This window comes from Helicobacter labetoulli (assembly GCF_003670275.1).
Taxonomy (GTDB): domain Bacteria; phylum Campylobacterota; class Campylobacteria; order Campylobacterales; family Helicobacteraceae; genus Helicobacter_C; species Helicobacter_C labetoulli.
Window position 1 is genome coordinate 11896 of the sequence record NZ_QXJF01000005.1, and the last position, 12260, is coordinate 24155.

General features: G+C 37.5%; 16 protein-coding genes and 5 tRNA genes. 14 read left to right on the top strand and 7 right to left on the bottom strand.

From position 1 onward, the window contains the following. From EBF12_RS03030 to rfbF, 7 genes are all read right to left on the bottom strand, one after another. Positions 1–879: NAD-dependent epimerase/dehydratase family protein (locus EBF12_RS03030; protein ID WP_167444787.1), on the bottom strand; the 879-nt coding region annotated here is incomplete at its 3' end. Beyond that, positions 879–1814: an NAD-dependent epimerase/dehydratase family protein gene (locus EBF12_RS03035; RefSeq protein ID WP_121726350.1), complete on the bottom strand. Its 936-nt coding sequence runs from the start codon at positions 1812–1814 to the stop codon at positions 879–881. The genes EBF12_RS03035 and EBF12_RS03030, both read right to left, overlap by 1 nt. 14 nt (positions 1815–1828) lie before the next feature. Further along, a complete protein-coding gene (locus EBF12_RS03040; RefSeq protein ID WP_121726351.1) occupies positions 1829–2788 on the bottom strand; it encodes an NAD-dependent epimerase/dehydratase family protein in 960 nt (319 codons plus the stop codon). After that, a complete protein-coding gene (locus tag EBF12_RS03045) occupies positions 2788–3711 on the bottom strand; it encodes an NAD-dependent epimerase/dehydratase family protein (RefSeq protein WP_121726352.1) in 924 nt (307 codons plus the stop codon). The genes EBF12_RS03040 and EBF12_RS03045 overlap by 1 nt, the downstream gene beginning before the upstream one ends. Before the next feature lie 12 nt (positions 3712–3723). After that, the gene (gene rfbC / locus EBF12_RS03050; protein ID WP_121726353.1) at positions 3724–4281 is read right to left on the bottom strand and encodes a dTDP-4-dehydrorhamnose 3,5-epimerase; all 558 of its coding nucleotides are present in this window, start codon (positions 4279–4281) and stop codon (positions 3724–3726) included. Continuing rightward, positions 4278–5345, bottom strand: coding sequence for a CDP-glucose 4,6-dehydratase (gene rfbG, locus EBF12_RS03055; RefSeq protein WP_121726354.1), 1068 nt, complete (start codon positions 5343–5345; stop codon positions 4278–4280). Before rfbG ends, rfbC begins: the two co-directional genes overlap by 4 nt. Before the next feature lie 13 nt (positions 5346–5358). Beyond that, positions 5359–6150: a glucose-1-phosphate cytidylyltransferase gene (rfbF, locus tag EBF12_RS03060; protein ID WP_121726355.1), complete on the bottom strand. Its 792-nt coding sequence runs from the start codon at positions 6148–6150 to the stop codon at positions 5359–5361. Between the two features lie 508 nt (positions 6151–6658). Here rfbF and EBF12_RS12140 point away from each other — a divergent pair. The 14 genes from EBF12_RS12140 to rplL all read left to right on the top strand — a co-directional run bounded on the left by EBF12_RS12140 (position 6659) and on the right by rplL (position 12134). Further along, the gene (locus tag EBF12_RS12140) at positions 6659–6781 is read left to right on the top strand and encodes a hypothetical protein (protein WP_279629414.1); all 123 of its coding nucleotides are present in this window, start codon (positions 6659–6661) and stop codon (positions 6779–6781) included. Between the two features lie 373 nt (positions 6782–7154). Then, positions 7155–7230, top strand: a tRNA-Thr gene (locus EBF12_RS03070). Positions 7231–7288: 58 nt separating this feature from the next. Then, positions 7289–7373 (top strand) — tRNA-Tyr (locus EBF12_RS03075). 75 nt (positions 7374–7448) lie between these two features. Next, positions 7449–7525: transfer RNA gene (locus EBF12_RS03080), tRNA-Gly, on the top strand. A 79-nt stretch (positions 7526–7604) separates the two neighbouring features. Next, positions 7605–7679, top strand: a tRNA-Thr gene (locus tag EBF12_RS03085). Positions 7680–7744: 65 nt separating this feature from the next. Continuing rightward, positions 7745–8944, top strand: coding sequence for an elongation factor Tu (tuf, locus tag EBF12_RS03090; protein WP_121726356.1), 1200 nt, complete (start codon positions 7745–7747; stop codon positions 8942–8944). Between the two features lie 14 nt (positions 8945–8958). Next, positions 8959–9129 carry a 50S ribosomal protein L33 gene (gene rpmG, locus EBF12_RS03095; RefSeq protein ID WP_002955417.1) on the top strand — a complete coding sequence of 57 codons (171 nt, stop codon included), beginning with the start codon at positions 8959–8961 and terminating at the stop codon, positions 9127–9129. Between the two features lie 18 nt (positions 9130–9147). Further along, positions 9148–9223 (top strand) — tRNA-Trp (locus EBF12_RS03100). 42 nt (positions 9224–9265) lie between these two features. Next, on the top strand, positions 9266–9448 hold the full coding sequence (gene secE / locus EBF12_RS03105; RefSeq protein ID WP_121726357.1) for a preprotein translocase subunit SecE: 183 nt from the start codon (positions 9266–9268) through the stop codon (positions 9446–9448). 22 nt (positions 9449–9470) lie between these two features. Then, positions 9471–9986 carry a transcription termination/antitermination protein NusG gene (gene nusG, locus EBF12_RS03110; RefSeq protein ID WP_121726358.1) on the top strand — a complete coding sequence of 172 codons (516 nt, stop codon included), beginning with the start codon at positions 9471–9473 and terminating at the stop codon, positions 9984–9986. A 26-nt stretch (positions 9987–10012) separates the two neighbouring features. After that, on the top strand, positions 10013–10438 hold the full coding sequence (gene rplK, locus EBF12_RS03115) for a 50S ribosomal protein L11 (protein ID WP_121726359.1): 426 nt from the start codon (positions 10013–10015) through the stop codon (positions 10436–10438). 15 nt (positions 10439–10453) lie between these two features. Next, positions 10454–11158: a 50S ribosomal protein L1 gene (gene rplA, locus EBF12_RS03120; RefSeq protein WP_121726360.1), complete on the top strand. Its 705-nt coding sequence runs from the start codon at positions 10454–10456 to the stop codon at positions 11156–11158. 100 nt (positions 11159–11258) lie between these two features. Next, positions 11259–11744 (top strand): 50S ribosomal protein L10, encoded by a 486-nt coding sequence (gene rplJ, locus EBF12_RS03125; RefSeq protein WP_121726361.1) that lies wholly within the window; start codon positions 11259–11261, stop codon positions 11742–11744. A gap of 12 nt (positions 11745–11756) precedes the next feature. Beyond that, the gene (rplL, locus tag EBF12_RS03130) at positions 11757–12134 is read left to right on the top strand and encodes a 50S ribosomal protein L7/L12 (protein ID WP_034588696.1); all 378 of its coding nucleotides are present in this window, start codon (positions 11757–11759) and stop codon (positions 12132–12134) included. The last annotated feature ends 126 nt before the right edge of the window (positions 12135–12260 follow it).

The following is a 12260-nucleotide window of genomic DNA, read 5'->3' on the forward strand; positions in this document are numbered from 1 at the left end:
AACCATCATTTTAAATCCTTCTCGTAATGTAATTTTTTGCTCCCAGTTTGGTAGGGTTTCTCCACCTTCCCAAGGAGTCATAATCTCTAGCTCTCTTAATGGTCTAGCTCCCCATTTGATATTGAGTTTTTTACCTAAGACTTTTTCATACAGCATTACCACTTCTTTAAGCGTTTGTCTCTCTTTTCCTTTGAGAGAAAAGATTTTATCTTTACAAAACTCCGGGTCTTTTTGGATAAGCTCTATTAAACAATCAAATCCATCTACAATATCAAAGACATGACTATAATCTACGATTTGACTACCATCGCTCATTGGCAATTCTTCATTTGTTTGTGAGATTTTTTGCAACAAAGAAAAGAGATACTTTGTATCGTTTGGTCCATATATATTGTAAATCAATAGATTTGTAAAAACTGCTTGAGATACTAGAGAGTAATATCGCACAATATCTTCAAAAGCCTTTTTTGTAGCGGCGTATAAAGAGGCTGGGCGATAGGATAGAGAGTTGCAGTAGCTACCACAAGTAGAGGTATTGATAAAAAAAGCCTGATGCTTAGCAGCTGCTTTTAGCAACATTATTCCCAAAATGATATTGGTATTAACAAGTCTCTCTATATCTGTGGCTGGCTGCATAGTGCTTGGTACCATAGAGGCTAAATGCACCACACCATCAAAACGCTCTTTTTGAAAAAGTTGTGATATAGAATCTAGATTTTCATAGCGATAGATTTTGCAATAAGATTCTATTTTGCTTATATCACTGCTCGTTCTTGCAAGGGCTGTAATATCGTATTTGTCGTGTAAGCGTAAAATAAAATTCATTCCTATAAATCCTGTTGCACCTGTGAGAAGAAGTTTTAGCTTATTAGATTTCACTATGCCACCATTTTGGTGACAGAGAAATCTAATCTATTCTGCCCCCCCCCCCGTATGTTTTTAGCAGTTACCATCATTTTAAATCCTTCTCGTAATGTAATTTTTTGCTCCCAGTTTGGTAGGGTTTCTCCACCTTCCCAAGGAGTCATAATCTCTAGCTCTCTTAATGGTCTAGCTCCCCATTTGATATTGAGTTTTTTACCTAAGACTTTTTCATACAGCATTACCACTTCTTTAAGCGTTTGTCTCTCTTTTCCTTTGAGAGAAAAGATTTTATCTTTACAAAACTCCGGGTCTTTTTGGATAAGCTCTATTAAACAATCAAATCCATCTACAATATCAAAGACATGACTATAATCTACGATTTGACTACCATCGCTCATTTGTATGACTTCATCACTTTGGGCAATGGTACCTAGTAGTGCAAAAAGTTTTGTTGCTGTATCGTTTGGTCCATATACATTGTAAATCAATAGATTTGTAAAAAGGGTTTGAGAAGTGAGAGAATAGTAGAGCATCATATCTTCAAATGCCTTTTTTGTAGCGGCGTATAAAGAGGCTGGGCGATAGGATAGAGAGTTGTAGTAGCTACCAAAAGTAGAAGTGTTAATAAAGAAAGGAATGCTATGGAGCTTACAAGCTTCTAAAAGATTAATGCCAAAGTATATATTAGAATCTATGAGTTCTTTGGTGTCTTGTATGGCGTGATTTAAGAAAAATGAAGTTGCCAAATGCACTACACCATCAAATTGTCGATTTTCAAACAAGTCCAAGATGGAATCCACATTTGTAAAGCGATATATTCTGCAATAAGCTTCTATCTTGCTTGTATCACTACTTGTGCGTACTAGAGCGATGATTTTGTATTTTTTATGGAGTTGTAGGACAAAATTTGTGCCTATAAATCCTGTTGCACCTGTGAGTAGAATATTCATTATACTTCCTTATGTTATGCTTCTTGGATTGTTTTGTATTTTAGCCATTGATGGAGTTCTTCTAGGGATTCTTCATAACTAATTTGACATTTAAATTTTAAATCTTCTTCTAGCGTTTTAGTGGAAAACACTGCTCTATCTAGTTTCACATCGCTATATGCGACCTTACCAAATTCTACTGGATATTTTGGTGGATATATTGTTGTCATAATCTCTATATATTCCTTTAGTGCTCTAGGTTTTCCAGACCCTATCCAGTATTCTGCGTTTTTTTTACCTTTTTCACCAATAAGTTTAAATGCTCTAACACAATCCCTTATAGAAATCGTGTCAAAAGTTTGTTCCCCTGAAGTCATTTCTATTTTTTCATCATTTAAAATCTTCTGCAACGTTACAAGTAGAAAGCTGTCCCTAGAATCATTTGAGCCTATAACGTGGGATTTGGTGACTATAATTAAGCTTGTTTCAATCTCTATGGATATTGCTTTTAGAAAATCTCTAGCAGCTTTTTTGGCGAGACCATATATCACGTGGCGATTATAATGTGAATATTTATGATAGTCCAAGTTTAAATATGGCTCTACAAAAGCTTCCTCCATGGTTCCGACATGAACAAAATTTTTACACCCTATCATATCTGCGACTATAAAAGCTTCTACGGAATAAGAAACATTGTTGTACTGCTCTTCCACATTTAAATCAGATAGCACATTTTTACCTCTCCAAGCAAAGTGATAAAAACTCGCATCTTTAAAGTGTAGATTTTTATCCTCTAAAATCTTAGGTAACCTAGAAATTTCTGCCATATCAAGCTGGATATAAGTGAGCTTAGGGTGATCTTGTAAGCGTAAAGGATCGACTTCTTCTCTTTTTTTTCTTCCAAGGGCTATGACTTCAACTCCCTCTTTTAGTAAAAATCTTGTAAGAGCTGAACCTATGAATCCCGTTGCACCTGTAATAATTGCTTTTTTCATTAGATTACCTCCCGTGCTAGATGTGTAAAATCTTTGTTAAAAATAAATCCTGTGTCATTTTCTAGGGCTTGATGGATTGTGTAAAGCTCTAAAATACCTTTATCAAAGCTATTTTGTGAAAGGCTTTTTGTTTGATTGGGGTATAAGAGATTGTTGAATTTTATAAAATAATTTTCTAAAGTGTCTATATCGCCTTTGCCTAAGTAATAGTCTGCCATATGTTTCCCGTGTAATCCAATTTTATAACATGCTTCTACTAATTCCTCTAAGAGCACAATTTCACACGGCTGGGTATTTTTCACTTCTGGGATCGGCTCTTTGTTTTTGATTTTTTTAAAAGTTTCTGCTACAAAACTTGGACCGCTTAACTTCTTATCTAGTGCGATAGAAAATCTTGCATTTACATAATCAATTTTTTTCAAGTATGACAAAAGACACACAAGTTCAGCATTAGCTAACTTTGCTCCAGCATAAAAAACTGGACTAGAAGAATATTTCTTTACCTTCCATTGAGCACTTTGAATGTAGTGCTGAAAAATAGCTTCTTCTTGGGAGCTAAGATTTATAAATTTGGAGCAGCCAATTTCACTAGCAAAGGAGAGAATTTGGGAAGTTATACTTAGATTCTTAATTTGCTTCCTTATTCCACCATTAGTAAGTCTATCTACCCCAGACCAAGCAAGATGGTATAGGACACTACCTTTGCAGTCTGTGTTTTGTGATAATTTATTTAAAAAAGATTCTAAATCCCCATTGATTTGTAGATAATCTACATTCTTATTGTGTTCTAAGCTTAGTTTATCATAGAAGTATTTTTGACTTTTCCTACCAATAGCAAGGACTTGTATGTCGTTGGATAGAAGACTTTTGGTAAGTGCTATACCGATATAGCCAGTTGCCCCAAAAATAATTGCATTTTTCATTTGTTTTTCTCCTTAGATTTTTAATCCTTTGAATGTGTTGGCAAATGGAGCATTTTTGTCTTTTTGTGAGAGATTGTTAACCTCTAGCTTCCATTGGATATTGATTGTTGGATCTAGCGGATTTAAAGCGCTATCAGCTTGTGGATTAAAGGATTCCGTAACAAGATATAAAACTTCGGTCTCCTCGCTTAGAGTTTGAAAGGTGTGTCCAAAGCCATCTGGGATTATTAGATATTTTGCGTTTGTTTCGCTTAACTCTGTGCCAAAATGCTGTAAAAAGGTTGGGGAGTCGGCTCTTAAATCCACAGCCACATCATATATAGCTCCCTTTAAGCAACGCACAATTTTTGTCTCACAAAAAGGTGGCGTTTGATAGTGGATTCCCCTTATAGAGCCTTTGCCTAAGGTTTTAGAATGGTTCATTTGTGCGATGGGTTTAAGGATTCCAATTTCTTTAAAATCTTGTGCGCAAAAATAACGCTCAAAATAACCCCTTTCATCATATATGGGCTTTGGCTCTGCTATAAAAACGCCTTCTAAAAATGTTTGTGTAAAATTAAATCTGCTCATAATGACTCCTTGTATTTTTGTAGTTGTATTGTGCTTATGACTTGATTGTTTTCATAAAATTCTTTATACCATTGCATTGTATACATGATGGCATCAATGTGATTCCAAACTGGATTCCAGCCTAGCATTTTTTGTGCTTTTGTAGAATCTAGCATTAATAAATTTGTCTCGTGTGGAGCGTTAGAATCTTTATGGATTTCATATTGAATCTTATTCCATTTTGATTGTGCGATTTCTAGTACTTCTTGCACACTTACATTGCCTTCAAGATTTGGTCCAAAGTTAAAACTTGTGGCAAATTCTTTTTGCCCTTTTAGTAATTTCTGTCCTAGCATTAAATATCCGTGCAATGGCTCCAATACATGCTGCCAAGGTCGCGTGGTGTTAGGATTTCTAATTCGCGTTCTGTTATTGTCTGCAACTCCGCGTATAAGATCGGGAATTAACCTATCTTCACTCCAATCTCCACCACCAATAACATTTCCAGCTCTAGCAGTGGCGATTAGCACGCTATGGGTTTTTCTATAACTTTCTGGGTCAAAAAAGCTTTTTCGCATAGAATCTATGATAATTTCCGCACAAGCTTTAGACGCACTATAGGGGTCATGTCCGCCAAGTCTATCATATTCTCTATATCCATAGAGCCATTCTTTGTTTTCATAGACTTTGTCTGTGGTGATGATGACAATAGCACTAAGATTTTTTAGTTTTCTAGCGGAATCTAGGAGATTTAGTGTGCCTATGGCATTTGTTTGAAAGGTGTAAAGCGGCTCTTGGTAGCTATATCGCACTAAGGGTTGTGCTGCAAGATGAAAGATGATTTCAGGTTCTACTTCTTGTAGGGCGGATTCTAGGCTTACATAGTCGTTGATATCGCCAAACTTTGAGTTTACAAAAATGTTGGAATCCAAAAGTGTATAGTGGTTTGGTGTGGTATTTGGTACAAGGGAGTAGCCATAGACTTCCGCTCCTAGTGTGTGCAAGAAAAGACTGAGCCAACTTCCTTTAAAGCCACTATGCCCTGTTAGAAAAACTTTCTTATTGCGATAAATTTCATCAAACATTAACAAGCCTAAATTACCATATTTTCCAAAGGGCGTTGCCGCTTAGCCACATTTGTGTTAAATCATTTTTGTCTTTAAGTGTGTCCATACACTTCCAAAAACCATTGTGTTGATAAGTGTAAAGCTCATTATCTCTTGCTAGTTTTTTTAGTGGTTCTTGCTCAAAAATCGTAAGATCTCCTTGCGTGATATAATCAAATACCTTTGGCTCACACACGAAGAATCCACCATTAATCCAGCCGCTGTGTTGTGCGCTAGAATCACCTTTGGGTTTTTCTGTAAATGTTTTTACTTGATTGGTGCCAGGCTCTATGTCTAACGCACCAAAACGCCCTTCTGGTAGCACGGAAGTCATAGTTACCGCACCTTTGTGAGATTTGTGGAAATCTAAAAGTGCGTGGAGATTGACATCACTTAGCCCATCGCCATAGGTAAGCATAAATGTTTCGTTGCCTACATAAGGTTGAGCGTGGAGAATTCTACCCCCTGTTTGGGAATCTTGCCCAGTATAGAGCATTGTAACCTTCCAAGGCTCGTGGCGATTGGTATGTGCTTCTACACGATTTGTTACCATATCCACGCTTATATCACTATATCGTGTGTAGTAATTTAGGAAATAGTCTTTGATGATATGCCCCTTATAGCCTGTAAGGATAATAAACTCATTAAACCCATAGTGGCTATAAATTTTCATAATATGCCATAAAATCGGACATCCACCTATTTCTACCATAGGCTTTGGCTTAAGCCCCGTTTCTTCAGCAAACCTTGTACCAAGCCCACCAGCTAGGATAAGAACTTTCATTGTCTAATCCTTATGTATGATACACAGAGTAGGGGCATAGTGTTGAGTCTAAATTTTAATAGGGATATGTAGGTTGTAAAAAAAACATTCTGCAAAAAATGAAAGCGTAGCGGTAGAGTTAGAACTCTAATGTAAAATAAATCAACAACAATAGAACAAAAGACACTGCAATAATGAAATGCTATATTAACGAGAGAAACAACATTACGCCATCCCCCCCCCTAATATGCGTACAAAAGAAAGATTGGCTATATTCGTAGAGATGTTGGGTTCAATACAATTAGGATATCTATGCATACCTTATCCTTTTTTTTGTTTTTTTTGATAGACTTACAAAAGAAAGTTGGATTGTATCACATATTTTTTAACGAAGTCAAAATTGCTAAAACAATTCCCCAAGACAATCCATAACTTTCCTTATTTGTCTTGTTTGCCCATAATTGCTCTGAATACTAAAGTGCAATATTTTTAGAGTTGGTATTCTCTGTCTCAATTTTGTAGGATTGTGATGCTTGGCTTTAGATTTGATGAGATGATTGAGGCACAAAGACGCTTAGGCAATGAGTTGGAGGGAGTTGAGCAAGAAATTAGAGAAGAGATTGAAGCATATGAGTGCAAGAAAGAAGTGTAAAAATACTAGAGATTCTAAATGACATTTGCGGGGGCATATCTTTTGGTAAAGAATCTTACTTGGTGTTTTGGGGTTAAGGGAGCTTGATTGTGGGTTTGGTTCAATTTTATTAATCTATGTATTTAATGCTGTTTTTGAAAGAATCTAGGTTTTTGCAACATTGAGGGCTTGGAGTTGGGAGATGTTGGGATTTTGATGAGTTTAAAATAATGAAGTGTCTTAAGGGATTTATGTGTGCTAAAATGAGAATCAAAGTTATGGTCAGGGGTTTTGAGGATTAATGGGGATTCAAATTTTGGTAACAAAATCGCCTTATTAACCTTGACAAAGTTATACAAAATCTATATAATCACGCCTTTTAATTCCAAGAAGTGCTGGTTTAGCTCAGTTGGTAGAGCATCTGCCTTGTAAGCAGAGGGTCGGGGGTTCAAGTCCCTTAACCAGCTCCATTTTTCACACTCTAGCGTATTGCTTTCAGTGTTTTTACCAGTTTTTATAATTGTTTTTGGTGAGTTACTCAAGTGGCCAACGAGGGCAGACTGTAAATCTGCTGACTATGTCTTCCGTGGTTCGAATCCACGACTCACCACCACCTAACTCATTCCGCAATAAATAAAGGAGTGATAGCCAAGTATTAGGGTGGTAGTCGAAATGATTTTGTTTTTTTGCGGGAATAGCTCAGTTGGCTAGAGCATCAGCCTTCCAAGCTGAGGGTCGCGGGTTCGAGCCCCGTTTCCCGCTCCATACTGGGAGCTGAATCTTTAACTTATACAATTCTTAAAAGTAAAGATTTTTCCAGATAGATTTTTGATTTTCTTAGGTTGCCCATATAGCTCAGTGGCAGAGCACTTCCTTGGTAAGGAAGAGGTCGGCGGTTCAATCCCGCTTATGGGCTCCAGTTTTTTAAGTGGAATCTCGCATTAGCAGGATTCTAAAAATCAATCTTAAGGTTAGGAGAATAAAATGGCAAAAGAAAAGTTTGTAAAAAACAAGCCACATGTGAATGTAGGAACAATTGGACATGTGGATCACGGAAAGACAACTTTGAGTGCAGCTATCTCTGCTGTATTGGCAACAAAAGGTCTTGCAGAAATGAAAGACTACGATAATATTGATAATGCCCCTGAGGAAAAAGAAAGAGGTATTACTATCGCTACTTCTCACATTGAGTATGAGACAGAAAATCGTCACTACGCACATGTGGATTGTCCCGGACACGCCGACTATGTAAAAAATATGATTACAGGTGCGGCACAAATGGATGGTGCGATTTTGGTTGTATCTGCTGCTGATGGTCCTATGCCACAAACAAGAGAGCATATCCTTCTTTCACGCCAAGTGGGTGTGCATTACATCGTTGTGTTCTTAAATAAGCAGGATATGGTTGATGATGCTGAATTGCTTGAGCTTGTAGAGATGGAAGTTCGTGAGTTGCTTAGCCAATATGACTTCCCTGGTGATGATACTCCAATCGTGGCTGGTTCCGCACTTAAAGCACTTGAAGAAGCTAAGGCTGGTAATGTTGGCGAGTGGGGAGAGAAAGTATTGAAATTGATGGAGGAAGTTGATAGATATATTCCTATTCCACAGCGTGATACTGAAAAAACATTCCTTATGCCTGTGGAAGATGTGTTCTCAATCGCTGGTCGTGGAACAGTTGTAACAGGTAGAGTAGAAAGAGGTGTTGTATGTGTAGGTGATGAAGTAGAAATCGTAGGTATCCGCGATACACAAAAAACAACAGTTACTGGCGTTGAGATGTTTAGAAAAGAGCTTGATAAAGGTGAAGCTGGAGACAATGTCGGTATCCTTTTAAGAGGAACAAAGAAAGAAGAAGTTGAAAGAGGTATGGTGCTTTGTAAGCCCGGCTCAATTACACCTCATAAGAAATTTGAGGGTGAAATTTATGTTCTTTCAAAAGAGGAAGGCGGACGACACACTCCATTCTTTAAAGGTTATCGCCCACAATTCTATGTAAGAACAACAGATGTTACTGGTTCTATTGAGCTTCCAAGCGGTGTAGAGATGGTTATGCCTGGTGATAATGTAAAAATCACAGTAGAGCTTATCGCACCTGTAGCACTTGAAGAAGGAACTCGTTTTGCGATTCGTGAGGGTGGTAGAACGGTTGGTTCAGGTGTTGTAACAAAAATCATTGAATAGTAAGAGGCTATTAGATGGCAAAGGGAAGCACTATTAAGATAGGACTTAAGTGTTCGGAATGTGGTGATATAAATTATAGCACTACTAAGAATGCAAAGACAAATACAGAAAAACTGGAGCTCAAGAAGTTTTCTCCTCGTTTGAATAAACATACAATTCACAAGGAAGTAAAGCTTAAAAGCTAGGCTTTTTGCCTAGCTTATAGGTCAGTAGCTCCAATGGTAGAGCGTCGGTCTCCAAAACCGAGTGTTGGGGGTTCGAGTCCCTCCTGGCCTGCCACAAAAGCTGTAAGTTGATAATTCTTTAAGAAAGAGATACATAATGATTAAAAAGATAAAAACCTATTTTCGCAACGCAAATGAGGAACGACTAAAAGTTATTTTCCCTACAAAAGAGCAGATTCGCAATGCGTCTATATCTGTGCTTATTGTAGTAAGTGTCGTTACTTTATTTCTAGCGTTGGTTGATTGGATTTTGCTTCATTCTGTGTCAAGTATTTTGTAATATTATTGTGGAGAGGTGAAGCTTGGAGTGGTATGCTATACAAACATATTCTGGTAGCGAAAAGTCAGTAGGCGAGGCAATCCGTAATTTGATTGTGCAAAATCAAATGCAAGATAGATTTGGAGAGGTTGTTGTTCCTACAGAATCTATCATAGAGACAAAGAAGAAGATCGTTGATAGGAGTTTGTATCCTGGGTATGTGTTTATTCAAGTTGATTTAGACACAAAGCTTTGGCATATGATCCAGTCTTTGCCTAGGGTAGGGCGTTTCATTGGTGAGAGCAAGAAGCCCACACCTTTAAATGAAGCTGATATTGCAAAGATACTTGAAAAGGTAAGGAATCCAAGTGCTCCAAAACCTAAGATTTCATTTGAACAGGGTGAAGTTGTGCGGATCATTGATGGTCCATTTGTAAATTTTACAGGCACGGTTGAGGAGTATGACTTAGAGCATAAGAAACTTAAGCTCAATGTTTCTATATTTGGTAGAAATACTCCTGTTGAGATTTTATATTCGCAAGTCGAAAAAATTGTTTAAATTTGCTTAAGAGAAAGGAATAGATAATGGGCAAGAAAGTTGTTGGTGAGTTGAAGTTGCAGATTCCAGCGGGCAAGGCAAATCCATCTCCTCCTGTTGGTCCAGCTTTAGGGCAAAGAGGCGTAAATATTATGGAGTTTTGTAAGGCTTTTAATGAAAAGACAAAGGATATGGGTGATTTTAATATTCCTGTCGTGATTACAATTTATCAGGATAAGAGTTTTACCTTTATTACAAAAAAGCCACCTGTAACGGATCTTATCAAGAAAGCAGCTAGGATTACAAAAGGCTCTGATAATCCGCTAAAGAATAAAGTTGGAAAATTGACAAGCAAACAGCTTGAAGAGATTGCTCAAACTAAAATGGAAGACCTTAATGCATCAGACCTTGAGGCTGCAAAGAAGATTGTAGTTGGAAGTGCGAGAAGTATGGGTATTGAAATCCAAGATTAATAACGGAGTTTGTTTATGGGTAAAAAAGTAGCAAAGAGATTACAAGCTTTACAGGCGAAGATAGATTCTCAAAAGGTGTATGATGTTCAAAGTGGTGTGAGTGCAGTAAAATCATTGGCATCTACAAAGTTTGATGAAACGGTTGAAGTTGCACTGCGACTCGGTGTTGATCCTAGACACGCTGACCAAATGATACGCGGTGCAGTCGTATTGCCTCACGGGACAGGTAAAAAAGTGCGTGTTGCTGTTTTTGCTAAAGGCATCAAGGCAGATGAGGCAAAAAGTGCTGGTGCTGATGTTGTGGGTGCTGATGATTTGGCAGATGAGATTAAAAATGGCAAGATTAATTTTGATATGGTTATTGCGACGCCGGATATGATGGCACTTGTAGGGAAAGTGGGGCGTATTCTTGGACCAAAGGGTTTGATGCCAAATCCAAAAACAGGCACTGTTACAATGGATGTTGCTAAGGCGGTTTCCAACGCTAAAAGCGGACAGGTGAATTTTAGGGTAGATAAAAAGGGTATTATTCACGCTCCTATTGGCAAGGCTTCATTTGATGAAAATAAAATCCGCGACAATATGCTAGAGTTTGTTCGTGCTATCAATAGACTAAAGCCAACTTCAGCAAAAGGCAAATATATCCGCAGTAGCACTTTATCCCTTACGATGAGTCCGGCTATACAGCTAGATTCTCAAGAACTTATGGATATAAAGTAAGCCTTATAGATTGTCGTATTGTTTTATCTTAGACCAAAGAATATAGGGGCTTTGGCTTAAAAATTACCCTATGTGAGGTTTTGGGCTGAAAGGAGGAGGAATGACTAAACAAGAGAAGATTCAGATTGTAGAATATTTAAGTTCTGAATTTAAGAATGCTTCCGCACTTATTGTGTGTGATTATAAAGGTTTGCAAGTAAGTCATCTTGAAGAGCTAAGACGCACTTCAAAGGCAACAAACATTAAAGTCCAAGTCATTAAGAACACTTTGGCAAGTATCGCACTTAAAAATGCGGAGCAACCAGATTTGGCACTTAAAGATACAAATATTTTTCTTTGGGCAGATGATCAAATCGCATTGTCTAAAGTTGTTTGTAAATTTGCAGACACACATAGTGAGCATTTTGTTTTGAAAACAGGTTTATTTGATGCTCAAGTTGTGGATACACAACATATTGTATCTGTTTCCAAGCTCCCAAGCAAAGAAGAGCTTATTGGTATGTTGTTGTCTGTTTGGACTGCACCGGCGCGTTATTTTGTTACCGGGCTTGATAATTTGAAAAAACAAAAAGAAGAAAATCAATAAGAGGAGAAAAAGATGGCAATTTCTAAAGAAGATGTATTGGAATACATTGGAAACCTTTCCGTGTTAGAACTTTCAGAGCTTGTAAAGGCTTTTGAAGAGAAGTTTGGTGTAAGTGCTGCTCCAACGGTTGTTGCAGGTGCAGTTGCAGGTGGTGGTGCTGGAGCTGCTGCTGAAGAAAAAACTGATTTTAATGTAATTCTTGTTGATGCAGGTGCAAATAAGATCAATGTAATTAAAGCGGTGCGTGAGATTACAGGCTTGGGCTTGAAAGAAGCAAAAGATGCGACAGAGCAAACTCCTAGCACACTTAAAGAGGGTGTAAGCAAAGAAGATGCTGAAAACTTTAAGAAAAAACTTGAAGAAGCGGGTGCGAAGGTTGAGATTAAGTAATCTTGCATATTTCCTTGTTTCTTAATGGTTGCCAAATCTTAGAATCTAAGGTTTGGCTTTTTTGCATTTAAGTAATATTGTAAAAATACCTTATAATTGTAGGCTTTTTTAGAGTATTTAGCTCTT